The organism is Plantactinospora solaniradicis (genome assembly GCF_042658085.1).
Classification (GTDB): Bacteria; Actinomycetota; Actinomycetes; order Mycobacteriales; family Micromonosporaceae; genus Plantactinospora; species Plantactinospora solaniradicis.
This window is the reverse complement of sequence record NZ_JBHSPR010000060.1, coordinates 341772-365642: the sequence shown is the minus strand read 5'-3', so window position 1 is coordinate 365642 and position 23871 is coordinate 341772. Positions and strand designations below refer to the sequence as shown.

23 protein-coding genes are annotated in these 23871 nt (G+C 71.5%); 9 read left to right on the top strand and 14 right to left on the bottom strand.

Features of this window, described 5'->3' with window-relative positions; translation table 11 throughout:
• Positions 1 to 258 precede the first annotated feature (258 nt).
• From ACFP2T_RS41295 to ACFP2T_RS41240, 12 genes are all read right to left on the bottom strand, one after another.
• Positions 259 to 1017, bottom strand: a complete 759-nt coding sequence (locus ACFP2T_RS41295; RefSeq protein WP_377432223.1) for an SDR family NAD(P)-dependent oxidoreductase — start codon at positions 1015 to 1017, stop codon at positions 259 to 261.
• Positions 1014 to 2510: an NAD-dependent succinate-semialdehyde dehydrogenase gene (locus tag ACFP2T_RS41290; protein WP_377432221.1), complete on the bottom strand. Its 1497-nt coding sequence runs from the start codon at positions 2508 to 2510 to the stop codon at positions 1014 to 1016. Before ACFP2T_RS41290 ends, ACFP2T_RS41295 begins: the two co-directional genes overlap by 4 nt.
• Complete coding sequence (locus ACFP2T_RS41285) at positions 2507 to 4012, bottom strand: CoA-binding protein (RefSeq protein WP_377432219.1); 1506 nt, start codon at positions 4010 to 4012, stop codon at positions 2507 to 2509. The genes ACFP2T_RS41290 and ACFP2T_RS41285 overlap by 4 nt, the downstream gene beginning before the upstream one ends.
• Positions 4013 to 4034: 22 nt before the next feature.
• On the bottom strand, positions 4035 to 4922 hold the full coding sequence (locus ACFP2T_RS41280; RefSeq protein WP_377432217.1) for a fumarylacetoacetate hydrolase family protein: 888 nt from the start codon (positions 4920 to 4922) through the stop codon (positions 4035 to 4037).
• Positions 4919 to 6121: a cupin domain-containing protein gene (locus tag ACFP2T_RS41275; RefSeq protein WP_377432215.1), complete on the bottom strand. Its 1203-nt coding sequence runs from the start codon at positions 6119 to 6121 to the stop codon at positions 4919 to 4921. The genes ACFP2T_RS41280 and ACFP2T_RS41275 overlap by 4 nt, the downstream gene beginning before the upstream one ends.
• Positions 6122 to 6187: 66 nt before the next feature.
• On the bottom strand, positions 6188 to 7453 hold the full coding sequence (locus ACFP2T_RS41270; RefSeq protein WP_377432213.1) for an FAD-dependent oxidoreductase: 1266 nt from the start codon (positions 7451 to 7453) through the stop codon (positions 6188 to 6190).
• 374 nt (positions 7454 to 7827) lie between these two features.
• Entirely contained in the window at positions 7828 to 8499 is a 672-nt protein-coding gene (locus ACFP2T_RS41265) for an RraA family protein (protein WP_377432211.1), read from the bottom strand.
• A complete protein-coding gene (locus ACFP2T_RS41260) occupies positions 8499 to 9161 on the bottom strand; it encodes an RraA family protein (RefSeq protein ID WP_377432209.1) in 663 nt (220 codons plus the stop codon). Before ACFP2T_RS41260 ends, ACFP2T_RS41265 begins: the two co-directional genes overlap by 1 nt.
• A gap of 79 nt (positions 9162 to 9240) precedes the next feature.
• Positions 9241 to 9945 carry an RraA family protein gene (locus ACFP2T_RS41255; RefSeq protein ID WP_377432208.1) on the bottom strand — a complete coding sequence of 235 codons (705 nt, stop codon included), beginning with the start codon at positions 9943 to 9945 and terminating at the stop codon, positions 9241 to 9243.
• Positions 9942 to 10973 carry a DODA-type extradiol aromatic ring-opening family dioxygenase gene (locus ACFP2T_RS41250; RefSeq protein ID WP_377432207.1) on the bottom strand — a complete coding sequence of 344 codons (1032 nt, stop codon included), beginning with the start codon at positions 10971 to 10973 and terminating at the stop codon, positions 9942 to 9944. The genes ACFP2T_RS41255 and ACFP2T_RS41250 overlap by 4 nt, the downstream gene beginning before the upstream one ends.
• Before the next feature lie 31 nt (positions 10974 to 11004).
• Positions 11005 to 12006 (bottom strand): amidohydrolase family protein, encoded by a 1002-nt coding sequence (locus ACFP2T_RS41245; RefSeq protein ID WP_377432205.1) that lies wholly within the window; start codon positions 12004 to 12006, stop codon positions 11005 to 11007.
• 196 nt (positions 12007 to 12202) lie between these two features.
• Positions 12203 to 12976 (bottom strand): IclR family transcriptional regulator, encoded by a 774-nt coding sequence (locus ACFP2T_RS41240; protein WP_192764833.1) that lies wholly within the window; start codon positions 12974 to 12976, stop codon positions 12203 to 12205.
• 185 nt (positions 12977 to 13161) lie between these two features.
• Between ACFP2T_RS41240 and ACFP2T_RS41235 the strand changes: the two genes are divergently transcribed.
• From ACFP2T_RS41235 to ACFP2T_RS41225, 3 genes are read left to right on the top strand one after another with little or no spacing between them, the layout of a single operon-like run.
• Positions 13162 to 14370: a cytochrome P450 gene (locus ACFP2T_RS41235; protein WP_377432203.1), complete on the top strand. Its 1209-nt coding sequence runs from the start codon at positions 13162 to 13164 to the stop codon at positions 14368 to 14370.
• Positions 14370 to 14567 (top strand): ferredoxin, encoded by a 198-nt coding sequence (locus tag ACFP2T_RS41230; protein ID WP_377432201.1) that lies wholly within the window; start codon positions 14370 to 14372, stop codon positions 14565 to 14567. The genes ACFP2T_RS41235 and ACFP2T_RS41230 overlap by 1 nt, the downstream gene beginning before the upstream one ends.
• A 26-nt stretch (positions 14568 to 14593) precedes the next feature.
• Positions 14594 to 15820: an NAD(P)/FAD-dependent oxidoreductase gene (locus ACFP2T_RS41225; RefSeq protein ID WP_377432199.1), complete on the top strand. Its 1227-nt coding sequence runs from the start codon at positions 14594 to 14596 to the stop codon at positions 15818 to 15820.
• A 94-nt stretch (positions 15821 to 15914) separates the two neighbouring features.
• Here ACFP2T_RS41225 and ACFP2T_RS41220 read toward each other — a convergent pair whose 3' ends face one another.
• Positions 15915 to 17222 (bottom strand): vWA domain-containing protein, encoded by a 1308-nt coding sequence (locus ACFP2T_RS41220; protein ID WP_377432197.1) that lies wholly within the window; start codon positions 17220 to 17222, stop codon positions 15915 to 15917.
• 226 nt (positions 17223 to 17448) lie between these two features.
• Between ACFP2T_RS41220 and ACFP2T_RS41215 the strand changes: the two genes are divergently transcribed.
• From ACFP2T_RS41215 to ACFP2T_RS41190, 6 genes are read left to right on the top strand one after another with little or no spacing between them, the layout of a single operon-like run.
• On the top strand, positions 17449 to 18741 hold the full coding sequence (locus ACFP2T_RS41215) for an MFS transporter (RefSeq protein WP_377432195.1): 1293 nt from the start codon (positions 17449 to 17451) through the stop codon (positions 18739 to 18741).
• 34 nt (positions 18742 to 18775) lie between these two features.
• The gene (locus ACFP2T_RS41210) at positions 18776 to 19738 is read left to right on the top strand and encodes a MerR family transcriptional regulator (protein WP_377432194.1); all 963 of its coding nucleotides are present in this window, start codon (positions 18776 to 18778) and stop codon (positions 19736 to 19738) included.
• Positions 19735 to 20424, top strand: a complete 690-nt coding sequence (locus ACFP2T_RS41205) for an HAD family hydrolase (RefSeq protein WP_377432193.1) — start codon at positions 19735 to 19737, stop codon at positions 20422 to 20424. The genes ACFP2T_RS41210 and ACFP2T_RS41205 overlap by 4 nt, the downstream gene beginning before the upstream one ends.
• Positions 20425 to 20434: 10 nt before the next feature.
• Positions 20435 to 20926 (top strand): GNAT family N-acetyltransferase, encoded by a 492-nt coding sequence (locus ACFP2T_RS41200; protein WP_377432192.1) that lies wholly within the window; start codon positions 20435 to 20437, stop codon positions 20924 to 20926.
• Positions 20927 to 20947: 21 nt separating this feature from the next.
• On the top strand, positions 20948 to 22075 hold the full coding sequence (locus tag ACFP2T_RS41195; RefSeq protein WP_377432190.1) for a hypothetical protein: 1128 nt from the start codon (positions 20948 to 20950) through the stop codon (positions 22073 to 22075).
• Positions 22076 to 22123: 48 nt separating this feature from the next.
• Complete coding sequence (locus tag ACFP2T_RS41190) at positions 22124 to 22996, top strand: tetratricopeptide repeat protein (RefSeq protein ID WP_377432189.1); 873 nt, start codon at positions 22124 to 22126, stop codon at positions 22994 to 22996.
• Positions 22997 to 23017: 21 nt separating this feature from the next.
• Here the strand turns inward: ACFP2T_RS41190 and ACFP2T_RS41185 are convergent, their stop codons facing one another.
• On the bottom strand, positions 23018 to 23854 hold the full coding sequence (locus tag ACFP2T_RS41185) for a hypothetical protein (RefSeq protein WP_377432187.1): 837 nt from the start codon (positions 23852 to 23854) through the stop codon (positions 23018 to 23020).
• Positions 23855 to 23871: the final 17 nt, after the last annotated feature.

Genomic DNA, 23871 nt, shown 5'->3' with positions numbered 1-23871 from the left:
TTTTTCCATCGGGTCACGACCGCCGCCACACAGCTCGGCGGGCCGCCTGCCCAAGCCGACTAGCTGCGGAAACGTTGCGTACGGTGCCGGGTCATAGGATGGGTTCCGGGGAGAGGATCTTTACCTCTCACCTGGTCGTACATTACGAACGGATTTCTCGTGGCGCTAGATCTTTACATCTAGTTCTGTATAACAGAACGGTTGCGAGTGCTACTGCTCCCGATAGCGCCCGTGAAGACGGGACGGGTCAGTCGAAGGTCAGTGGAAGAAGGCTCCGCCGTCGACCACGACGGTCTGGCCGGTGATGAAGCTCGACATCGGACCGGCGAGGAACCGTACGGCCCCGACCACGTCCTGCGGGCGCTGCTCGCGGGCCAGCACCCGCTTGCCGGGGGCCGCGCGCCGGATCCCGGCCAGCTCCGCACCCCCGTCGAGGATGCCGTCGCTCACCGTGAAGCCCGGCGCCACGGCGTTGACCAGGATGTTGTCGTCGCCCAACTCCCGGGCGCTGGCCCGGGTCATCGCGATCACCGCCCCCTTGCTGGCGACGTAGTGCAGCAGGTTCGCGACGCCCTTGAAGGCCGTCGTCGAGGCGATGTTCACGATCCGCCCGCCGCCCCGGTCCCGCATCGGTCCCACCACCGCCCGGATACACAGGTACGACCCGAGCACGTTGACGTCCATCACCCGCTGCCACTCGGCGACGTCGATCTCCTCCAGCGGCCCCGGGCGGAGCGTGGTGAAGATGCCGGCGTTGTTGACCAGGATGTCGATCCCGCCGAACTCGCGTACCACCTCGTCGGCCAGTCCCCGGGTCGCGACCTCCGACGAGACGTCGACCTCGATCCCGATCGCCGACGTCCCGTTGTCGCGCAGTTCGTCGGCCGCTTCCGCCGCGCCGGCCCGGTCGGCGACCACCACCCGGGCCCCCGCCCTGCCGAGGTCCTCGGCGATGGCCCGGCCGATTCCGATCGCCCCGCCGGTCACGATCGCCACCTGACCGGTCAACTCGGTCATCGGTCCAGCCCCGCCAGGTTCAGGTACTTGATCTCCAGCCATTCGTCCAGGCCGTACTTCGAGCCCTCCCGGCCGATACCGGACTGCTTGATGCCGCCGAACGGTGCCTGCTCGCCGGAGACCCGTCCCGTGTTGACCGCGATCATGCCCGTCTCGATCGCCTCCGCCGTCCGCCAGATCCGACCCAGGTGGTGGCTGTAGAGATAGGCGACCAGGCCGTACTCGGAATCGTTCGCCAGCGCGACCGCCTCGTCCTCGGTGGCGAAGCTCCGGATCGCCGCGACCGGGCCGAAGGTCTCCTCCCGCCAGGCCAGCGACTCCGCACTCAACCCGGTGATCACGGTCGGCTCGAAGAAGGTGCCGCCCAGCTCGTGGGGCCGGCCGCCGGTGAGCACCCGCCCGCCGTGCTCGACCAGGTCCGCGACGTGCCGCTGCACCTTGCGCAGCCCCTGGTCGTCGATGAGCGGACCCATCTCCACGCCGTCGGCGAAGCCGGTGCCGACCCGGACGGCCCTGGTCCGGCGCAGCAGCGCCTCGGTGAACCGTTCGAGGATGCCGTCCTGCACCAGGATCCGGTTGGCGGCCGTGCAGATCTGACCGGCGTTGCGGTACTTGGCCGAGAAGATCCCCTCGACCGCCAGATCCGGGTCGGCGTCGTCGAAGACGATGAACGCGGCGTTGCCGCCGAGTTCCAGCGACACCTTCTTGATCCCGTCGGCGCACTGCCGCATCAGCAGCCGGCCGACCTCGGTCGATCCGGTGAAGCTGAGCTTGCGGACCACCGGGTTGTCGGTCAACTCCCGGCCGATCTCCGGCGCGTCCTCGGCCGCCCCGGTGACGATGTTCAACACCCCGGGCGGCACCCCGGCCCGCAGGCCCAACTCGGCCAGGGCCAGCGCGGTCAACGGGGTCTGCTCGGCCGGCTTGAGCACCAGGGCGCAGCCGGCGGCCAGCGCCGGGGCCGCCTTTCGGGTGATCATCGCGGCCGGCAGGTTCCACGGAGTGATCCCGCCGACCACTCCGACCGACTGCTTCAACACGATGATCCGCTCGGCCGCCGAGTTCGACGGGATGACGTCGCCGTAGACCCGGCGCCCCTCCTCGGCGAACCAGTCGAGGAAGGCGGCGCTGTAGAGCACCTCGCCGCGCGCCTCCGCGAACGGCTTGCCCTGCTCAGCGGTGAGGATCGTCGCGATGTCGTCCGCGTTGGACCGGATCAGGTCGGCCCAGTGGCGCAGGATCCCCGACCGGTCCACGGCGGTACGGGCCCGCCAGCCCGGCAGGGCACGCCGGGCCGCCTCGATCGCCCGAGCCGTCTCCGCCCGACCGAACCGGGGCACCTCGGCGAGCAACTCGCCGGTGCCCGGATCGAGGACCGGGAACCGGGCGCCGCTGTCGGACCCGACCCACCCGCCGTCGACGAAGGCGTCGGTACGCAGCAGTGTCCGGTCCCGGACCCGGGAAGTGATCACATCACCGATTGCGGTGGTCAACTCAGTGTTCCTCCTGCCGGTCGTGCATCCGTGTCGTCCGCCGCCGGGCTGCCGGTGCCACCGGCCAGGGGTGGCGCGACGGCGGCAAGGCCCCCGGCCACCCCCGTCGAGCTGGTGTACCAGGCCAGGCCGAGCCCTTCGAGGATGCGTACGCAGGACTCGGCCGGATGGGTGTAGGTGTAGACGACCAGGGGCGGCAGATCCCGCTGGAGCAGCGCCGACAGGGCTTCCCGGTCGTCCTCCAACCGCCCCGCCGAGGCCAGCGAGGTGGCCAGGACGACCGCGTCGACCTCGCCGGAACTGGCCAGCGCCTCGATCGCGGGCGCGAACGAACCGCCGGCGATGAACTGGGCGGTGAGGTCGACCGGGTTCACCGGTGAGCCGTACTCCGGCATGAAGCCGGCGAGCGTGTGCTGCAACTCCGGCGACAGCTCCGGCACCGCGAGCCCGGCGTCCCGGCAGGCGTCGGCCAGCCACACCCCGGCCCCGCCGGACGTGGCGAGGATGCCGATCCGCCGCCCGGCCAGCGTCGGAACCTTGTCCAGCGCCTGGAGTACGTCGATCAGCTCGCGCTCGTCGCCGGCCTGCGCGATCCCCTGCTGGGCGTAGAGCGCGTCCAGGCCGCCCAGCGTCGTCGCGTCGTGCCGGGTGTGCGCCAGGCTGCCCCGGGCGCCCGCGTCGGTACGGCCCAACCGGGCGACCAGCAGCCGCTTGCCGAGTTCCCGGGCCTGCCCGGCGAGTGCGGCGAGCCGGCGCGGATCGTCGACCCCCTCCAGCACCAGGACGGCGAGTTCGGTGTCGGTCTCGACCAGCAGCGCCCCGGCCAGCTCCAGCACGTCGAGGTCGCCCTCGTTGCCCGTGCTGATCAGATAGTTGAAGCCGATCCCGACCCGGGACCCCCACTGTGCGACCGCGAACCCGAGTCCGCCGCTGTGCGACAGCACCGCGACCTTGCCGGGCAGTACCACCTGCCCGGTCCGGGCCGCGTCGAGCACCGGACTGAAGGTCAGTGGCGCCGACGCCGGCAGGCTGGCCAGGCCCTCGCAGTTCGGCCCGAGCACCCGCATGGTGGTACCGGCGACGATGTCGGCGATCTCGTCGCGGAGTTCGGCGCCCCGCCCGGTGCCCTCACCGAATCCGGAGCTGAGCACGATCGCCACCCGCACTCCGGCCGCGTCGCACTCGCGCAGCACGGCCGGCACCATCCGGGCCCGGACCATCACCATCGCCACCTCGACCGGCTCCGGCAGGTCCCGCACCGACGGGTACGCCGGTCGACCCTGCACGGTGCTTCGGGTCGGATTGACCGGGTAGACCCGACCGGCGTACCCGGCCGCGGCGAGCAGTCCGAGCGGGCGGCCGCCCAGGCTGACCGGGTTGTCCGAGGCGCCGATGATGGCCAGGCTCTCCGGGTGCAACAGGACGTCCAGCACGGACCGCCCCGCTCCGGCCCGGACGATCGGCCCGCCCTCCAGCCCGAGTACGTCGTCCACACTGGTCATTGCCGCTCCTCGCCGCGCTCGGTCATCTGGTGCCGTCCGATCCGGCCGTCACGCTGGTCCGGAGCACGCCCAGGCCACTGATGCTGGCGGCGAGCACGTCGCCGGGGTGGATCGGACCCACCCCCGGCGGTGCACCGGTGAAGATCAGGTCGCCGGGAGACAGCGTCATCACCCGGGACGCGTGTTCGACGATGGCCGGCACCGCGACGATCAGGTCGGCGGTGTTCACCCGCTGCCGCTCTTCGCCGTTGACCAGCAGCTCGATCTCGAAGTTGTCGTCCGGGCCGGCCTCGTCCGCGGTGGTCAGCCACGGACCCAGCGGACTGAACGTGTCGTAACTCTTGCGCCGTGACCGGTCCCCCGGGCTGCGTACGGTGATGTCGAGCCCGATGCTGTAGCCGAGGATGTGCTCCCGGGCCCGCTCGGCGGGAATGTCCCGCCCACCCTTGCCGATCACCACGACCAGTTCCGACTCGTGGTGCACCTCGTGTCCGGCGGCCAGTACGGCGGCCGGCAGCACGATCGGCTCCTCGGGGCCGGCGAGCGAGGAGGGCGCCTTGAGGAAGACGTCGAACGACATCATCCACTCTTCGACCTTGCCGAGGGTGCGCTCCTGCACCGCGTGCATCTCGTGCACGTGCTCGGCGTAGTTGCTGGCCGCCGCGATGATCTTGGACGGATTGAGCGCGGGCGCACGCAGGCGTACCCGGTCCAGCGGAACGACCGGTCCCTGGGCGACCGCGTCGGCCAACCGATCGGCCAGCTCGGCGTAGTCGCGGCAGAGCCGGCGCCACGAGCCGACGGTCTCCGGATCCGGATCGTGCGGCCAGGGCAGGCTGGCGGTCAGGTCGACGATCCCGCCGTCGACCACGGCTCCGGTGCGGTAGTCGTCGAAGAGGCAGAGCTTCACCGGACCTCCCCACCGGCGACGGAGAGCGGAGCCGGGGCCACGCCCGTGCCGGGAGTCGGGGCCACGCCTAGGCCGGGGGCCGGTGCGCCGTCGAGGGTACGGGCGGTGAAGGTCCCGGTGACCGGCTGTTGGGCGTCGAGGACGCGTTCCCGGTAGATGCCGAGCGCCCGCAGCACCGGGGCGTCGGTCAGCCGGAACAGATCGGCCGGCGCGCTCGCCCGGTGCTCGACCGGTACCCAGGACGGAACGACGAACATGTCACCGGGACCCCAGTCGAAGCGCTGGCCACCGATCACGCTGTAGCCCTCGCCCCGGAAGACCACCCAGATCGCGTTGCCGGTCTGCTGGCGGGGCCGCGTCACCCGGTCGACCGGCAGCCGGTGCACGCTGCAACTCAACGTCGGCAGCACGCTCGCGCCGGAGTCCGGATTGGTGAACTCGACGCTGGCGATCTCCTGTCCGTTCTCGGCGGCCAACCGGGTCAGCTCGGCGTCGGTCTCCGCCCAGCGGTAGACCAGCAGCCGCGACGGCTTCGGATCCAGCTCGTCGGTGACCGCGCCGGGCCGCAGCCGGCGCGGATTCGTGGCGTAGGCGGCCTCGCCGGCGTTGCGACGGACCGGCTCCGGCTGGGCGAACTCGGGGTACTCCTCGAAGAAGACCGCGTCGAGCGCCTCGATCATCGGCAGGTCGAGTCCGTCGAACCAGACCATCGACTCCGTGCCGCCGTTGGTGTGGTCGTGCCAGTGCATGCCCGGGGTCAGGATCAGGTCACCGGGATGCATGTCGCAGGCGTCGCCGTCGACCGTGGTCCACACTCCGCTGCCGGCCAGGACGAACCGGATCGCACCGGGCGAGTGCCGGTGCGCGGGGGCGGTCTCCCGGGGGCCGAGGCACTGGATCGCGCCCCAGAGCGTGCCGACGGCGTACGGCTGTCCGCCCAGGCCGGGGTTGCCAAGGCTCAGTACCCGACGCTCCCCGCCCCGGTCGACCGGCACCAGGTCGATCGCCCGCTCGGCCAGAGACCGGAGTACGGCTCCGTTCCAGAGCCACGGCACCGCCTTCGGCCGTGGCGTCTCGGTCAGCAACTGGGCGGTGATGTTCCACAGTGGATGCAGATCGAGCGCGTCGAGATCACGGTAGAGACCTGCCAACGCCTCGCCGGTGGCGTCGTCCACGCCAGCCGTCTTGTCAGAGATCATGATGGACCCTCGTCCTCTTCCCCAGGGATTTCCGGAACAGCGCCCGGTCGATGTGCACGATGTGCGTCATGCGGCGCTCGCCGGAGCGGACTCCCCGCCCGCCGTCGCGCCCGGGACGCGTGCGATGCCGAACCGCCGTACGCTCTCCAGCAGTGACGCCCGCCGGACCCAGGCGTGGTGCCGGACCGGATCGGCGGCGATGGCGCGCAGCTCGTCCTGGTTCGCCCGGCGCCGCTCCGGGTCGGTCTCCTTGAGCCGCTCGGTGTTGCGGTGCGTGTCCGCCTGCACGTAGTCCAGCGCGACCCTGCGACGCACCGCGTCGAAGGCGGCGAGTTCCGCCTCCGCGTCCGCGCCGGCCCGGATCCGCACCAGCCGGCGTACCACGTCCATCGCGTCGTGGATGCCACTGTTGAGGCCGACCCCGCCGACCGGGCTGTTGATGTGTGCCGCGTCCCCGACGATGACCACGTTGCCGAGTCGGAACGTCGACGCCACCCGCTGGTGCACGTTGTAGATCTGCCGGTCCACGATCGGGTAGTCCTCGGCGCGGGGCGCGATCCCCTGCAACTGCGCCTGCAGGGTGTCCGGATCGAGCGCCACCTCACGGGGCTGGTCCGGCGGCACCGGATAGACGGCCCGCCAGGATTCCCGGGTGTGCAGCAGGAACAGCCACTCCCGGGGGTCCGCCACGTAGTTGACGTCGGCCAGGCCGGGGATCATCTCCCGCAGGTCGACCGAGGTGCTCACGATGAGGAACCGCTCCGGGTAGGTGTGCCCCTCGAACCCGATGTCGAGGGTCTGCCGCACGGTGCTGTTCGCCCCGTCCGCCCCGATCAGGTGCGAGCCGTGGATCTCGGTCTCGCCCGAGTCCGTCCGTACCGTGACCGTGACCCCGCCGTCGACCTCGCGTACGCCGGTCACCCGGGCTCCGAAGACTGCCCTGGCGAGGTCGCTGCCGCGCAGCCGTTCGACCAGCATCCGGACCAGGTGCTGCTGGTTGAGCTGCAACCGGTACGGGTGGGCCGTCTCGTCGCGCAGCAGACCGAAGTCGAACTCGGCGACCACACCCGCGTTCCGGTCCCGATGCTGGAAGCGCGGTACGACCAGTCCTTCGGCGATCATCTGGTCGACGATTCCGAGTTCGCCGAGGAGTTCGAGGGTCGGCGGATGGAAGGTCGACGCCCGCCAGTCGGTCTTGGGCTCGGACTCGGCCTCGATCAGTACGACCGGCACACCGTGGCGGACCAGTTCCGCGGCGGCGGTCACCCCGACCGGGCCGGCCCCGACGACGAGCACCGGGACGGCGGCGGAGGTCGGAATCGTTCTGGACATGCTTGTCATCGTAGCCACGATTCCAATAACCGGAAGAGATGGATAAGTAATTCTGCAACCCGGAACACTCGCCTCCGCCAGCCCACCTCACTCCACTCCACTCGACAAGCGAAGGCCCCAACCACGCTGACTGGAACACCAGTGCTGTTATCCACCCCCCTTAACAACCCTGCTGTTCCAGTCACCGCACAGAAGATCGCCTGTGGTACGGCGGAAGATGCGCATGCCGCCGCCCCGCCCGACGGGGGAAGTCGAGCGGGGCGGCGGCGCACCAGCCGACACGTCCACCCGGCCACGCCGGGGAGCGTCGGGCTGATCGGTTAAGAAGGGGCCCTTCTTCTACAGAAAGCGATAACAAGGGGCCCTTCCTTGCATCAAAAGCTGTAGATGTCCACGGTGAGTTCGCCCTGGCGGATCCGGTTCAGGTAGCGGCGCTCGGCCTGCTGGCGTTGGCGGGCAGCGGTCAGGACTGTCCCGACCCGGTCGGCGGGGAGGACGACGACGCCGTCCTCGTCGGCTAGCACCAGGTCGTCGGTGTGGACGGTTACTCCGCCCAGGACGATCGGTTCGCCGACCGTGCCGGGGTCGTTCTTCAGGGTGGTACGAAGCGCGATCGAGCTGCTGAAGGTCGGAAAGGCGAGGGCGGCGAGGGCGGCGGTGTCCCGGACCCCGCCGTCGATCACCAGGCCCGCGATGCCGCGCTGCTGGGCGGCCACCGTGAGCACCTCTCCCCAGTAGCCGCACGGCTCGCCCTGTGCGGCCACCACCAGGACCTGGCCCGGCCGGGCGGCGGCGACCGCGAGGTGCAGCGGCAGGTTGTCGGCCGGCGCGGTGCGTACCGGCAGCGCCGGACCGGCCAGCCGGGCACCGACCCAGGCCGGGCGCAGGGTGTACGGCAGGAAGCACTCCTCCCGGGCCGCCTCGTAGACGGTGGCGGTGCCCAGGGCGAGCAGTTCCGCGGCCACCGTCAGGCCAGCGGGGCCGGCCGAGCCCGTCGAGTCCGTCGAGTCCGTCGAGTCCGGCGGAGAGGGCGGTAGGGCGGGCATCAGGCGTCCGCCCGGCGCTGCAACTGGTGGTACCCGTGCCGGCGGCGGGCCTCGGCCAGGGTGCCACCGGACAGCACCTCGGCCACGATCGCCTCCTCGCTGGCGTGGATCCGTCCGGCGAGGGCGAGTACCTCGTCCTCCACGTCCGCCGGCACCGCGACCACGCCGTCCGCGTCGCCGAGCAGCAGTTGCCCGGCGGCGACCTGCACCCCGCCGACGGTCACCGGTCGACCGACGTCGGAGACCTCGACCCGATCCTTGCCGGTACGCATGAAGCGCCCTCGGGAGTAGATCGGGTAGCCCACCCCGAGCGCCCGAGCGACGTCCCGGCAGACTCCGTCGATGACGGTGCCCGCCACGCCCCGGTCGTGCGCCATCGCGGTCAGGATGTCTCCCCAGACCGTGCAGTCGGTACGCCCGCCGTTGTCCAGCACCACCACGTCCCCGGCGGGTACGTCGTCGAGATAGTCGCCGACGCTGCCGGCCGGGTTACCCGCGGTCACGTAGCGCACCGTGAAGGCCCGCCCGCAGAGCCGGGCGCCGTCGGCCAGTGGTGCGATCCCGAGCAGGCTGCCGGGGCGGCCGAGCCGGTCGAGTGCGTCCGAGACCGTCGCGGTCGAGTACGCCGCCAGGGGGTGGCGGCTGCTGCCGGGCTCGCTCATGCCGTCACCTCGCTGCGCTCGGCGTCGTCATGAGTCTGGCTACTGAGCTGGCCGATTCGCTCGCTCCGCTCGCTCATGCTCACTCCTCCACCGAGGGGAATTTGCTGTCGTGCATGACCTGGTCGACCGGCTGTCCGGCCCGGACCGCCTCGGCCATGCCCTCCTCGCGGCGCACGATCCGCTCGGCCAGCGCGACGACCCGTTCCGCCTCGGCGGCTGGGACGAAGACCACGCCGTTGCGGTCGGCGACGACCCAGTCACCGCTGTCGACCGGGGTGCCGGCGACCTCGATCCGCTCGTCCATTCCGAGCTGCACGATCCGGCCCCGGGCACTGACCGGGACGACGGCCCGGCCGAAGACCGGAAAGCCCAGCGACTCGCTCTCCGCGATGTCCCGGCAGGCTCCGTCGATGACGACGCCGCCGATGCCGCGTCGGGTCGCGGCGAGCGCGAGGATGCCGCCCCAGCAGGAGACGTCGAGCCGGCCGTCGTTGGCGATCACCAGCACCTGCCCGGGGCCTGACGAATCGACCGCCGAAGCGGCGATGTGCGCGGCGGGCTGTCCGCTGCGCCGGGGACCGGCCCGGACGGTACGGACGGTGCCCACCACCGGTTCGGTCACCGACCACAGTGCCCGGATGCCGGTGGTGGCACCGGCCAGTCCGAGGGTGTCCAGCGCGTCGGAGAGTGCGCAGCTGTCGAGTACGGCGATCCGGGCCCGCAACGCGTCCGCACCGGTGCCGCCGTCGGTGGCATCCGCGACCCGGCTCTCGGCGGCGGTCATGCCGGCCCGGCCGAGGTGTCGGGCTCCCAGGCGACGAAGCCCATGGCGTTGCCGGTGCCCGCCGCCGAGCGGTAGCAGGGCTGGTAGTCGACCAGCCGGGGGGTCAGTCCACTGCCCCGGAGCGCACCGGCGACCACGATCCAGTTGCGCAGCTCGGAGGTGCCGGAGCGGAGCAGTGGTGCGGAGAGTCCGCTCAGGTGGTCGCCGTCGTCGGAGAGCAGCGCGTCGAGGAAGGCCCGGTCCAGTTCCTCGTCGATGACGAAGTGGCTCAGTCCGCCGGAGGCGGCCAGCCCGACCCGGAGGTCGCCCGGGAAGGAGGCGATCGCCCGGCCGAGCGCGAGGCCGAAGTCCCAGCAGCGGGCCGCGCTGGGCGGGTTCGGCTCCCAGAAGGTGTTGACGAACAGCGGCACGAACGGGATGTCGCCGGAGCCGCCGAGGATGTTCTGGTAGACGAATCCCCAGCCGTGCGGGATGCCATGGTCGCCGTACTTGCCGGCGGGGAGTTCCTTCGACGCGCTGGGGTCGAAGCCCTGCTCGCTGGTCGCCCGGATCAGGTGTACGGCCAGTTCGGGATGGCACCGCCGGATGGTGCTCTCGGCCGGCACGTTGGCCACCTCGGCGATCGCCAGTCCGGGCGGCATCGCCGCGAGGTCCTCCGGCTTGAACGGCTCGTGCCGCATCGTCGCGCCGTAGTAGAAGGCGAACTGCGGCAACAGCTCGTCGGTGAAGGTCTCCTTGTGGTCGCTGCTCACGACGACGAGTACGTCGGGTCGGGCGCTCCGGACCACGTCGCCGAGGGCGTCGATCGCCTCCCGACACCGCTGATGCCGCTCCCGCCGTACGTCTGGTTCGTTTTCGGCGGTGAAGTCCTCGCGCAGCTCGGTGAGCTGGTCGAAGGTGTAGTCCTCGCCCCGGTAGGCCAGCGCGGGGTTGCGCCGGTCGGCGGCGGCCCGCTGGCCCCACTGGTCCGGTGGGGTGTTGAGCAGTGGCCCGTGCGAGGTGCCGATACCCACCACGATCTCTGCCATCGGTGCTCCTTCTCCTGCGTCCCGCCGCCCGCTAGAGCCGGAACAGTTCGCGGGCGTTGGTCTCGAACAACTGCGTACGCTGCTTGTCGTCGAGCCACTCGATGTCGTTGATCAGCAGGTGGATGTCGTCGATCCAGCGACCGGTCTCCGGATCCCGCATCGAGCCGGTGCCGGGCTTCTCGGTGCCGAACAGGGCCCGGTCCACCCCGACCGCCTTGAGCAGGAGCTCGATGGAGTCGCGGGTGTAGAGGCAGGTGTCGTACCAGAGCTTGCGGAGGTTGTCCTCGAAGCGTTGGCCCTTGCGCAGTGCGCCCGGGGCGAACCGACCGCGCTGGTACGGGATGGCCCCGCCGCCGTGCGACACCACGATCTTGAGGTCGGGGAAGTCGGTGAAGACGGCCGACTGGAGCAGGCCGATGACGGCGAGCGTCTCCTCCTGGATGAAGTGCAGCGAGTAACTCTCCCGGGCCGGGGCGCGGCAGCCGGCGGAGTGGATCAGCACCGGTACGTCGAGTTCGCAGAGCGCCTCCCAGACCGGGTACCAGAACCGGTCGCCGAGGCCGGGCGGCTGCCGGGTGCCCTCGTACGGGTCGGGGTTGAGCATGGCGCCGACGAAGCCCAGTTCCTGGACGCAGCGACGCAGTTCGCGGGTCCACTCCGCCGGGTCGGTCTCCATGCTCTGTGGCAGCCCGGCGACGCCCCGGAACAGTCCCGGCTCCAGCTGGCAGACCCGGTGGATGACGTCGTTGGTCTCGGCGGTGAACCAGTCGACCAGGAAGGCCGGCGACTCGCTGTGCATCGCCTGGTAGGGCCGGGGCGAGATGAGCTGGAGGTCGATGCCGGCGGCGGCCAGGTGGGCGAGGTGCGACTCGCCGCCGAAGCTCGGGTTCGGCTCGTGCAGGGCTGCCCGGAGCCGGTCGTCGCTGATCCCCGCGCCGCCCCGGCCGTGCGCACCGCGGTGGGCCAACAGGCCGGCCTTGTAGGCGTACAACTCACTCGGAGCGCTGACGTGACCGTGGACGTCGATGAACATGGTGCCTCTCCCGGGACTGGTGGTGACCGCGGCGGAGCTGGCGGTCGCGGTCCGGGGCCGCTCCGCCGTGACCGGGTGCGGGCCCGGCCACGGCGACGTCGGCCACGAGTGCGACCACGCAGTGCTCACACGCTAGCCCCGTGCATCGCCCTAGGGAATAGGAGGCACAGTTATTCTGATGTACGGAATCGACTGCTCAGCGGTAGAGGCTCTCGCCGAGTTCCCTCGCCGCCTCGCGAAGCGCCTCCACGGCCCGGTTCACCCCTTCCGGGCCCATCCGGGCGGTCGGGCCGGCGATGGTGAGCGAGGCGACCGGCGTACCGGTGCGGTCCGGCAACGGTACGCCGACCGCCACCAGCCCCGGTTCGCTCTCACCGTGGTTGACCGAGTAGCCCTGGGCCCTGGCCTCGGCCAACTCCTCGAACAGGGTGGCCCGGTCGGTGTTGGTCGCGTCGGTCACCTGCTCCAGCCGCTCGGTCGGGTAGAGCCGCTGCACCGCTTCCAGCGACATCCCGGCCAGCAGCACCTTGCCGCCGGAGGAGGCGTGCGCCGGCAGGCTCACCCCGGCCCGGGAGGCCACCCGGACCGCGTTCGTCGACTCGACCGAGTCGACGAACCGGACGTGGTTGCCCTCCAGGATCTGGAGGCTCGCCGTCTCGCCCGTCGTGGCCACCAGACGCTCCAGGTACGGCCGGGCCTTGCGCCGGACGTCCAGCTTGGACAGCGCACCCATGCCGACCTCGATCAGCACCGGCCCGGGATGGTAGGCCCGGGTGGTCGCGTTCTGCGCCGCGAAACCGCGGTAGACGAGCATCGCCAGCAGGCGGTGTGCGGTCGACCGGGCGACGTTCAACTCGTCCGCCGCTTCCGCGACCCGGATGCTCGGCTTGGTCTTGAGGAGCAGCAGTAGCCGCAGGGCGTGGTCGACCGAAGCGATGTGATACGGCGGAACGGCCGGCTCATTCTTCATGGCGGAATGATAGCCAGGCTATTGCCACTGTGCAGATCCGCGCCGTAAGTTTCTGGCCGAGAGCACCGGCCACCCGCGCTACCCACGACCCGGCATCGACTCGTCGAGCGCCAGCACCGGGGGGTGCTCCGCTACTACGGCGCGCATGTCGAGCAGCGCGCCGTTGGTCGATGGGAGATTGTTCCATGTCACTGGCCGACCTGGTAGGACTCGCCCCGGACGCGCTGCGCGACCCGGGCCCCGTCTACGACGAACTACGGGCGAAAGGCGTGCATTTCGCCCCGGAAGTGAACGCGTACGTGGTGGCGAGCCACGACGACGTCGGGCGCGTACTGCGGGACGCCAAGCGGTTCTCCTCGACGATTACTGTCGGAAATCCGCCACCGTCGCCGACCGACGACCCCAACCGGCTCCGCCCGCTGCTGCTGCTCTCCGACGACCCGGTGCACGCCACCCGACGCTCCATCGTCAACCGCGCCTTCACCCCGTCCCAGGTCCGCAGTTGGGAACCGGTCGTCCGGCGGATCGCCGTGCAGCACGTCGAGGCGCTGCGCGACGCCGTCGACGTCGACCTGGTCGAACGGATCGCCGCACCGCTTCCGGTACGGGTGATCAGCGCCCTGCTCGGCGTACCCGCCGACGACGTGGACCAGTTCCGAAGCTGGTCCGAGGAGATCACCGGTTCGCTGGGCGGGCACGGCGGCGACCCCGAGAAGCGCGAGCGGGTGCAGCGCGAGTTCACCGGCTACATGGACGCGTTGATCAGCCGGCACAGCGGCGAAGCCGGCGACGACGTCCTGTCGACCATCGTGGCGGCCGACCGGGCCGGCGAGCTGACCCGACGCGAGGCGATCAGCTTCACCATCGAACTGCTGATCGCCGGCAACATCACCACCACCCACCACCTGGCCAGCAGCATCAAACTGCTGGCCGAGACGCCCGGCCTCGCCGACCGGCTCCGGGCCGAACCGGCACTGATCCCCCGGTTCATCGAGGAGTCGCTGCGGCTCGAATCGCCGATCCAGGGCTTCTACCGGCTCGCCCTCGAAGACTCGGTGGTCGGCGGCACCGAGATCCCGGCCGGTTCCCGGCTGCTGGTGCTCTACCAGGCGGCCAACCGCGACCCCGCCGCCTGGGAGCAGTGCCCACACCTCAAGCTCGACCGGAGCAACGCCGCCGCGCACCTCGCCTTCGGCAAGGGGCCGCACGCCTGCATCGGTTCCTCGCTGGCCCGGCTGGAGGGCATCGTGGTGATCGAGACGCTGCTCGACCGGCTGGCCGAGATCACCCTGCTCACCCCGTCGGACGAGGTGCCGTACCTGGCCAGCTTCATCAACCACGGCCCGACCTCGCTGCCCGCGAAACTGGTGTTCAAGCCGGAGGTGGCAGCCTGATGGCGCTGCGGGTACAGGTCGACCGGGATCACTGTGAGCTGCACGGCCAGTGCGTCGAACGGGTCCCGGCGGTGTTCCGGTTCACCGACGCGGGCGACCTCGACCATCTGACCGAGGCCGGTGACGACCTGGCCGACGACCTGGCGGACGCCCAGTTCCTCTGCCCGGCCCAGGCGATCGAGGTCGGCCCGGCGTGAAGCCGGGCGATCGAGGTCCGGCCGGCGTGAACCCCGGCCAGGCCGAGGGCGCTCCTGGCCGGGTGGTCGTCGTCGGCGCGTCGCTGGCCGGGGTCCGTACCGCGTTGGGGCTGCGCCGGGCCGGGTTCACCGGCACGGTCACCCTCCTCGGCGACGAGCCCTGGCTGCCGTACGACCGTCCGCCGCTGTCCAAGCAGGTGCTGCTCGGCGAGTGGCCGGCGGACCGGACCCGGCTCGCCAGCCCGGAACAGCTCGCCGGACAGGGCATCGAAGTCCGGCTCGGCGACCCGGCCGGGGCCCTCGACGAGCAGGGCCGGGCGGTGGTGCTCGGCTCCGGCACGCGGGTCGACTTCGACGCCCTGGTGGTGGCCACCGGAGCGGCACCCCGCCCCTGGCCGTTCCCGACCCCCGCCACCGGCGTGTACGACCTGCGCCGGCTCGACGACGCGGTCGCGATCCGAGACGCCTTCGCCGGTACGCCCCGGGTGGTGGTGGTCGGCGCCGGTTTCATCGGCACCGAACTCGCCTCGGCCGCCGCCCGGCGTGGTCTGGCGGTCGACGTGGTCGAGCCCCAGCCCGCCCCGCTCGCCGCCCAGCTCGGTACGGTCGCCAGCGCCGCCCTGCTCGACCTGCACCGCCGGCACGGGGTGCGGTTCCATCCCGGACGCGGCGTGGTCGCCGTACACGGGCGGGACCGCGTCGAGTCCGTCGAACTCGACGACGGCACCGTGCTCGATGCCGACCTGGTGGTGGTCGGCATCGGCGTACTGCCGAACACCGGCTGGCTGCGGGGCAGTTCCCTGGACCTGGCCGACGGGGTCCGTTGTGCCGCCACCGGTGTCAGCACGACGAATCCGGCGATCTGGGCGGTCGGCGACGTGGCCCGGTGGCCGGTCGTGGGAAGTGTCGAGCCGCGCCGGGTCGAGCACTGGACCAGCGCCGTCGAGCAGGCCGGCGTGGTCGCGTACAACCTCCTCCAGCCGCCGGCCGCCCGCCGGTCCGGCGTCGGAGTGCCGTACGTCTGGACCGACCACTACGGGCTCAAGGTGCAGCTCGTCGGGCTGGCCTCGGCCGCCGACGAGACCACCGTCGTACACCGGTCACCGGACGGTGAGCGGTTCGTCGCCGTCCGGCATGCCGAAGGCCGGCTCAGCGCCGCGCTGGCCTTCGGCATGCCGGAGACGCTGCCGAGGATCCGGGGTGCGGTCCGGTCCGGCGCCACGGTGGCGGAGGCCGCCGCCCTGTTCGGCTGAGCCCGCGTCGGGGTCAGGGCTGCGCGGCACGTACCCCCGCGCGGCGCGGCGCGGTACCGGCTCGGTGCGGCGGCGGGGCCTCGGCGGCGGGGCGTCAGTTCTGCTGGTCCGGCCGGCGCCGGTAGGACGGACGGGACTCGGCGCCGGACTGCCCGGTGTTCCCGGACTTTCCCGCGCTGTTGGCGGAGGAGTACTTGGCTGCCCGGCTGAGCTGCCCACGCTCGATCTCCCGCTCAAGGTGACCGAGCACCTTCTCCTCCTCGGCCAGGTCCTCGGCCAGCTCCGCCGGAGCGTTCGCCTGGGCCGCGCTGTTGAGTTGCTGGGCGCTCCGGATCTCCCGGAGCGCCGCGGCCGAGTCGCCCTGCGAGAGGTTGGTGGAGGCACGCCGTTTCGCCTGCTGGACCCGCAGATACACCACCTCCGTCCGCACCACGGGGTCGGGCACCCGCCCGGCCGCCTCGTCCCCCGGAACGACGTTGACGTGGATCGGGACGGTGACGGTGTACTGCTTGAGTTCGGGCAGTTGCACCCAGGTGAACTCCAACGTCGCCACCTCGGCCAGGCCGAGGGCGGAGATCGCCGGGATCTCGAAGAGCAGCAGCAGCTTGCGTCGCTCCTCGGCGTAGAACCCGCCCAACTCGGCCTGGACGCCGTGCGTTCCGGAGGACACCGGCAGGTCGTTGAGGACCCGTACGGCCCGAACCCGCGAGGACGGCTGGACGAGCACCGAGGCCGCCTGGGCGACCAGGGACAGCAGGCTCTCCACCTCTCCGGCGATGAGCTGGGCGGCGGTGTCCGGATCCTCGGCGAACAGTTCGTTGCCGGTGCCCTCCCGGGCCAACGCGGACAGGATCGTCTCGTCGTATCCGAGGCCGTAGCCGAGCGTCGACGTCGTGACCCGGTTCTCCCGCGCTTCGGCCGCGACCCCGCCGAGCACGACCGGATCGACGATCCCGTTGTTGGCATGGCCGTCGCTGATGAGCAGGACGGTCGCCCCGGCCGGACCCGCCGCTCGGCGCGCCTCCTGCAGGCCCCGTAGGTACCCGGCGGACAGATCCGTGCTGCCCCGCGCGCCGACATCGCCGATGGCCCGCTTCACCGCCGCCTTGTCGCCAAGCGGCCCGGCCGGCACCACCACCTCGACCTGGTTGTCGAAGGCCACCAGCCCGAAGTTGTCGGTGGGGTCGAGCCGATCGACCAGCAACTGTACGGCGGTCTTGGCCCCTTCCAGGGGGCCACCGCGCATCGACCCGCTCCGGTCGAGCACCACCACGAAGGTGTTCGTGGCCCGCGCCGGCTGTTCCCCGGCGGCGGACGGCGCATTGATCTCGATGAGCACCGACAGTTCGTCGTCGGTCTCGTGGGCCACCAGATCGATGTCGAGATGGGCCTCGATGTGCATGTGCTGCTCCCGCCTTCGACCATCAGTAGGAGGTTGTGGCGACCGGACTGTAGCCCAGGGCATCAACCCCGCTGAATCGTCATGTTCGTCGCTGCCGTCGTCGGTCGGCGACCCCGTCCTGAGTCCACGCGGCGTCGGCAGCGATATGCGTTGCCCCGGGTTCGCCGGCACGACTACCTTGCCCGCAGGTCCGGGTACGAGCACGAGCACGGGGAGCGGGGCTGGGGTGGCGGACTCGACGACCGACTCCTTCGGCGCGGACTCCGCGGAGGCGCCCGGGGGCGGCACAGCCGCCGGGGCTTCCCCGCGGCAACACCGATCACTGCGGCGCAACCATGCCTTCCGGGCGCTGTGGTCGGCTCGGGTCATCTCGTACGCGGGCGACTCGCTGAGCCTGGTCGCGCTGATGCTGCACGTGGCCGACAGCACCGGTCAGGCGTTCGCGATCGCGTTGCTGCTGCTCGTCGGCGACTTCGCGCCCGCGCTGCTCGGCCCGCTCACCGGCGCGCTCAGCGACCGCTTCGACCTGAAGCGCGTGATGATCGGCGCCGAACTCGTCCAGGGCGGGGTGCTGCTGCTCATCGCCGTACTGCTGCCGCCGCTTCCGGTGCTGCTGGCGTTGGTGGCGGTCCGGGCGATCGCCGGGCAGGTGTTCCAGCCCGCCTCCCGGGCCGCGGTGCCGGCCCTGGTTCCCGACCGGGACCTGGAGACCGCCAACGCCAGTATCGGCTTCGGCACCAACGGCGCAGAGGCGATCGGCCCGCTGCTCGCGGCGGCGCTGTTTCCGCTTGCCGGCGTACGCGGGGTGCTGCTGGTCGACGCCGTCTCGTTCCTGCTCTCGGCGCTCCTGCTGGCCTCGCTGCCCAGCCTGCCGGCGACCCCGGGCGCCGACACGGGACGCGGGGCACTGTTCCGGGACGCACGGGCGGGTCTGGGCTACCTCTGGTCGACCCCGACGGTCCGGGTGATCTTCCTGGGGTTCTGCACCGTCGTGGCGTTCAACGGTGTCGACGACGTCGCCCTGGTGCTCCTGGCCACCGACACCTTCCAGGCCGGGAACTCGGCGGTCGGGCTGCTGCTCGGCGCGGTCGGAATCGGACTGTTCCTCGGCTACCTGCTGCTGGCCCGGTACGGGATGCACGCGTCCACGGCCGGACTGTTGATCGCCGGATTCGCGATCAGCAGTGTCGGCAATCTGCTCACCGGGCTGGCCTGGGCGGTCGGCGCCGCCTTCGTGATGCAGGCAGTACGCGGACTCGGCATCGCCGCCATGGACGTCGCCACCAGCACACTGCTCCAGCGCGCCGTACCCGAACGGATGCTCGGCCGGGTCTTCGGCAACCTGTACGGCGCGGTCGGGGTGGCCGCGGCGCTGTCCTACCTCGGTGGCGCCCTGCTGCTCGACGCCACCTCGGCCCCGACCACCCTGCTCGTCGCCGGTGCGGGCGGCACGCTGGCCACCGTCGCCACCGCCTGGGCCCTGCACCGGAGCCTGGGGCGAATGAACCCGCGCGCTTGACCTGTACCCCCGGGTCCGGGTTTAGCGTCGAGGCGTGCGAGCAGGAGAGTTGGCACGTCAGGCCGAGGTGACGGTCCGGGCGTTGCGGTACTACGAGAAGGTCGGCCTGGTAGTCCCGGTCCGGCTGCCGAACGGTTACCGGGACTACGACCCGGTGGCGGTCCGCCAGGTACGGGAGATCCGGGAGTTGACCGGTCTGGGACTGTCGGTCGAGGAGACCCGGCCGTTCGTGGAGTGTCTGGCCAGCGGTCACGGCTCGGGTGACGAGTGCCCGGCGTCGCTGGCGGCGTACCGGCACGCCATCGACGAGCTGTCCGCGCGGATCGTCCGGTTGACGCGGCGCCGGGACGCGCTGGCCGAGCACCTGCGGGCCGCCGCCGAACGATCGATGCCGAGAGGTGTACAGCCGTTCTCGGCTGGTCACGGGCTCGACGGCCGCCCCGTCCGGTGCGACCCGCCGATCCCTTCCGACGACGGCACGGCGGACCGCCTGGTTGGGGTACGCCTGCCCGGCGTGACACTTCCGGCCACCGACGGCTCGACGGTCGGACTGGCGGCGCTGGGCGCCGGACGGACCGTGCTGTACGTCTACCCGCTGACCGGCCGCCCCGGCGTGGACCTGCCGGAGGGCTGGGACACCATTCCCGGGGCCCGGGGCTGCACCGCCGAGGCGTGCGGGTTTCGCGACCACCACGAGGAACTGGTCGGAGCGGGCGCGGCCCGGGTGTACGGCCTCTCCTCGCAACCCGGCCACTACCAGCGGGAAGTGGTCGGTCGACTGCGTCTGCCGTTCACCATGCTCGCCGATCCGGAGTTCGCGGTACGCGACTCGCTGCGGCTGCCGACCTTCTCCACGGGTGGGATGATGCTGTACCGGCGGCTGACGATGATCGTCAGTCGGGGCGTGATCGAACACGTCTTCTATCCGGTGTACCCGCCGGACCAGCACGCCGGCGAGGTCCTCGACTGGCTACGGACCCATCCGGACACGCGGTGAGTGCCGCTGCCGGGACCGGTCCGGGGGCGCTGGACGGCGGCCCGGCGCGCGGGATCCGGACCAGCACCGTCGTCTTCGACCTCGACGGCACCCTGGTCGACACGATGGCGACGGTCCCCGCCGTGTACGCCGACACGATCCGTACCCTCGGCGGCCCGGACGTTCCGCCGGCCGCCGTCGTCGCGGCCTGGCACATCGGCGCCACTCCCGCCGTACTGGCCCACTTTCTCGGCCGACCCGCCTCGACGGAGGACGTCGAGTGCTACCACCGCAATCTCGAATCGGCCACCGCACGGGTGCGACCGTTTCCCGGCGTACCGGAGTTGGTCGACGAACTGCGCCGGGCGGGTTGTCGGCTCGGCATCTTCACCGCCGCGACGAGACGTGCCACGAGTCGGATACTGGCCGGCACCGGACTCGACCGGCTGTTCCCGGTAGTGGTCTGTGGTGACGAGGTCGGCGAGCCCAAGCCAGCTCCGCACGGCCTGTGGCTCGCCTGTCGGCGGTTGGGCGTCGACGTCGCCGACACCGTGTACGTCGGTGACGCGGAGGTGGACCTGCGGTGTGCCGAGGCGGCGGGAGCGGTCGCCGTACACGCCCGTTGGGGCAGCACGACCGAGGCACCGGCAGACTTAACGTTGGTGGCCCACCGGCCCGCCGACGTCGTCGACCTACTTCCGCGCTAGGAGACCCCTGTTGATCAGCGTCACCCCTCTCGGTCAGGACGACCGCGCGACCTGGGAACGGCTCTTCGCCGGCTACAACGCCTTCTACGGGCGTACCTGGCCGGCGCCCCGTTATGACGGCGCCTGGCGGGAGTTCCAGCGGGACGACCGGGTGCACGCGCTCGGCGCCCGACTGGACGGTCGGTTGGTCGGCATCGCCCACTTCCTCGTGCACGCCAGCACGACCTCGCCCGACGTCTGTTACCTCCAGGACCTGTTCACGGACCCGGACGCGCGCGGCAAGGGCGTCGCCCGCGCGCTGATCCACAGCGTGCGGGAGTGGGCCGGCCGACAGGGCTGCGACCGGCTGTACTGGCACACCCGGCAGGACAACCACACCGCCCGCCGGCTCTACGACCAGATCACCGACAAGAACGACTTCGTCGTGTACGCGGTGCCGCTCCACGCCTTCGGCAACGCGGGTGACGCCGGTACCCGCGAACCCGACCCGCAACCCATCTGAACTGCGTAAAGTACGTCCCCGATGCCATCTGAGCCGGGCCCCGGGCCACACCTGCCGGCCCAGGCGTCGGCACGTCAACCGATGCTCGGGCTGGCCGGACTGGCGGTGGTCGTACCGTTCTTCTTCCTGCTCGCCTTCGCCCTCGGCGGCCCGGAGGAGTCGCTGCTGGTGCTGGGCCCGCTGGCCACCTTCGCCCTGCCGGTGATCGCGACCATCGCGTTCTGGTGGCAGGACTGGCCGGGCAGCCGACTCCGGCCCGGGTGGTCGGGCCTGACCGACACGCTGATCGTGATCGCCAGCGCGGTGGCCCTGACGATCCTCGGCCAGGCCGTGACCAGCCAGGTCGACCTGCGCGGCGTCTTCGCCGCCAACCCGGGGCCGGGGCATCCGCCGACGTTCCCGGTGACCCTCGCGCTCGGCGCGGGCGCGTTCACCTTTCTTCTGCACCTGACCCTCGTCGCCGAGGGTTGGCCGATGCGCCGCCTCGGCTGGTTCTGGGGTGGCACGGTGGCCCTGGTCGTGACGTTCGGGCTGGCCGTGGCGGCGTACCTGCTGCTGGTGAACCTGGACAACGTGCCGGCCGCGTTACGCCACGCCGAACGGCTGCGCAACCCGGGCGGGCCGGTTCCGGCGGCGCTGTACAGCGCCGCCCTGCTGATCCTGGGAGTGTGGCAGGTGGCGTTGTACGTCGCCCTGCGCGGCTGGCCGTTCACCCTGATCCGGCGGCGCGGCGCCCGGCTGGCCGCCGGCAACGCGACGGTCGTCGCCGCCGCCGCCGGAAGCTTCCTGCTGCTCTGGTCCGTCGCCGGCTGGCGCCCGGACCAGATCAACGCCGTGGGAGGCACGGTGATCGCGAGCGGGTTGCTGGTCTCGATGCTCTTCGACGGCTGGCCCGCGAGCCGGCTCGGTCCGACTGCGGCGCGGTTCTGCACGCTGCTGCTGGTCGCGCTCGTCGCGGCCCTGCTGTACGCGGCACTGTCGGCCTACGCCGGGCAACTCCACTGGCGGCGGGCGAATCCCGACGCCTGGGTCGCGCTCGCCGCGCTCAACTATCTCGCCCTCGGAATCGTCCTGCACGTCGCCGTCTGGCAGCGTTGGCCGGTGGTGCGCGCCACCCGTCCACGCCCTGCCCCCGGATCCGGTTCCTGATCGCGCGGGGGCACCCGGGTGACCTGGCCGTGGTCTACTCTGCCCTGCGTGACGCTCTTCCAGCATTCTCCCGACGGCGACGTCGTGAAGCGGGCGTACCAGGCGTGGGACGCCGGGGACTGGCAGCGCGCCGGTGAGTTGATGGAGGCCGCGGTCCGTCAGGCACCCGACGCGCCGGGCAGTGGGACGCTCTGGTTCGACGCGGCACTGGCGTACAAGTTTCTCCGCGACTGGCCCAAGGCCTACGAACTGGGCAGGGAGGCCGCCGCGCGGGCGTCACGTGGACAGCAGGACCCGGCGTTCTGGAACCTCGGGATCGCCGCCACCGTGCTGCGGGACTGGTCCACCGCCCGGGACTGCTGGACCGGGTACGGCGTCGACCTCCCACCCGGCGAGGGCGAGATCCTGGCCGACCTGGGGATCACCTGCGTACGCATCGACACCGCGACGGGGCAGGAGGTGGTCTGGGCCCACCGGCTCTGTCCGACCCGGGCCCGGGTCCTCACCGTGCCGTTCGATCCGAGCCGCCGGTTCGGCGAGGTCGTCCTGCACGATGGCGCTCCCAACGGCGAACGGATCGTCCAGGGCCGGCGCTACCCGGTCTTCGACGAGATCATGCTGTTCACCGCATCGGACCTGGCCACGCTCTCGGTGACCGTGACGGCGGCGACCGCCGACGACGTCGAGGCGCTGCTCGAGGCCTTTCCACGACACGACTTCGGCGCCGAGGTGTTGACCAGTGGCGAGGTGCTCTGCAAGTGCTGTAGCGAGGGCTCGCTGACCCAGGAACGGTCGGTCGAGGCCGGAGAGCAGGTCGTCCTGCTCGCGGCTCCCGAGGACCGGGCCACCGAGCTGCTGGACGAGTGGCGCTCCGCCCGGCCCGACGGCCGCCATTGGACCGGGCTGCATCTGGCGACCTGACGCGTCCTGCGTCCTCCCGGGCTACCGCTGCGGCGGGTCGGACCCCTGGACGGGCCGCGGGCGCTCGGCGCCGTTCTCCTCGATCCCGGCGCCGTACTCCGGTGGGAGGTCGGCACGGAGCTGGGCCAGTTCCGTCGGGGTGCCGATGCCGGCGCGGAACTGCGGCTGTTCGGCGTACCGGCGGATCGCCCCGGCGAGGAAGGCGGGCCGCACGTTCAGCAGCCCGACCGGCAGTTCGTCGGTGCGAGGTGGACCCGCGCCCGGTTGCCAGCCCCGGCGGTAGAGCGTGACCGATGGGCTGACCCTGGCCGGCGGTGGTGGCCCACCCGGCGCCAGCTCGTCCCACGGGATGACGGTACGGCGCCACCGATTCCGCTGGATGGTGATCCCGGTCGGTTCCAGTACGACGGCCGCCTGCTGGACGAAGGGGGCGGCCACCGCCACCACGACGATCACACCGAACAGGCCGACGGGGACAACCGCGGCCTGCCAGTCGCCGAAGTTCACCTCTCCATCGGGGGCGCGTGCGGCGCTCATGATGAAGTTGCCACCGATCCAGAACAGCAGTATCGCCTGGGTTCCGGCACTACGGGGAAAAGTCCCGGCCACGAACCGACGCGCGGTGGGGTCGACCTGGAACGCGGCGGGGCGCAGCCGCAGCGGGCAGACGAACCGCAGGAAGATGACGAGTGGTACGACCACACTCACCGTGTATGCCAGCAGATAGACCATGGAGCCCAGCCAGGAGGGTTCGATCCGGTCCCGGAGCGGCTGCGTCCAGAGGGTCAGCGTCATTCCGGTCAGCAGGGCGCCGAAGCCGATCACCACGGCACCGACCCGAACGCCCCTGAGTGACATGACGACAGCGTAGAGCT

Coding starts and splice junctions, on each gene's coding strand:
- ACFP2T_RS41295 (WP_377432223.1), bottom strand. CDS start 1,017: ATGACCGAGTTGACCGGTCAGGTGGCGATCGTGACCGGCGGGGCGATC.
- ACFP2T_RS41285 (WP_377432219.1), bottom strand. CDS start 4,012: ATGACCAGTGTGGACGACGTACTCGGGCTGGAGGGCGGGCCGATCGTC.
- ACFP2T_RS41275 (WP_377432215.1), bottom strand. CDS start 6,121: ATGATCTCTGACAAGACGGCTGGCGTGGACGACGCCACCGGCGAGGCG.
- ACFP2T_RS41270 (WP_377432213.1), bottom strand. CDS start 7,453: ATGTCCAGAACGATTCCGACCTCCGCCGCCGTCCCGGTGCTCGTCGTC.
- ACFP2T_RS41265 (WP_377432211.1), bottom strand. CDS start 8,499: ATGCCCGCCCTACCGCCCTCTCCGCCGGACTCGACGGACTCGACGGAC.
- ACFP2T_RS41260 (WP_377432209.1), bottom strand. CDS start 9,161: ATGAGCGAGCCCGGCAGCAGCCGCCACCCCCTGGCGGCGTACTCGACC.
- ACFP2T_RS41255 (WP_377432208.1), bottom strand. CDS start 9,945: ATGACCGCCGCCGAGAGCCGGGTCGCGGATGCCACCGACGGCGGCACC.
- ACFP2T_RS41250 (WP_377432207.1), bottom strand. CDS start 10,973: ATGGCAGAGATCGTGGTGGGTATCGGCACCTCGCACGGGCCACTGCTC.
- ACFP2T_RS41245 (WP_377432205.1), bottom strand. CDS start 12,006: ATGTTCATCGACGTCCACGGTCACGTCAGCGCTCCGAGTGAGTTGTAC.
- ACFP2T_RS41240 (WP_192764833.1), bottom strand. CDS start 12,976: ATGAAGAATGAGCCGGCCGTTCCGCCGTATCACATCGCTTCGGTCGAC.
- ACFP2T_RS41235 (WP_377432203.1), top strand. CDS start 13,162: ATGTCACTGGCCGACCTGGTAGGACTCGCCCCGGACGCGCTGCGCGAC.
- ACFP2T_RS41230 (WP_377432201.1), top strand. CDS start 14,370: ATGGCGCTGCGGGTACAGGTCGACCGGGATCACTGTGAGCTGCACGGC.
- ACFP2T_RS41220 (WP_377432197.1), bottom strand. CDS start 17,222: ATGCACATCGAGGCCCATCTCGACATCGATCTGGTGGCCCACGAGACC.
- ACFP2T_RS41195 (WP_377432190.1), top strand. CDS start 20,948: ATGCCATCTGAGCCGGGCCCCGGGCCACACCTGCCGGCCCAGGCGTCG.
- ACFP2T_RS41185 (WP_377432187.1), bottom strand. CDS start 23,854: ATGTCACTCAGGGGCGTTCGGGTCGGTGCCGTGGTGATCGGCTTCGGC.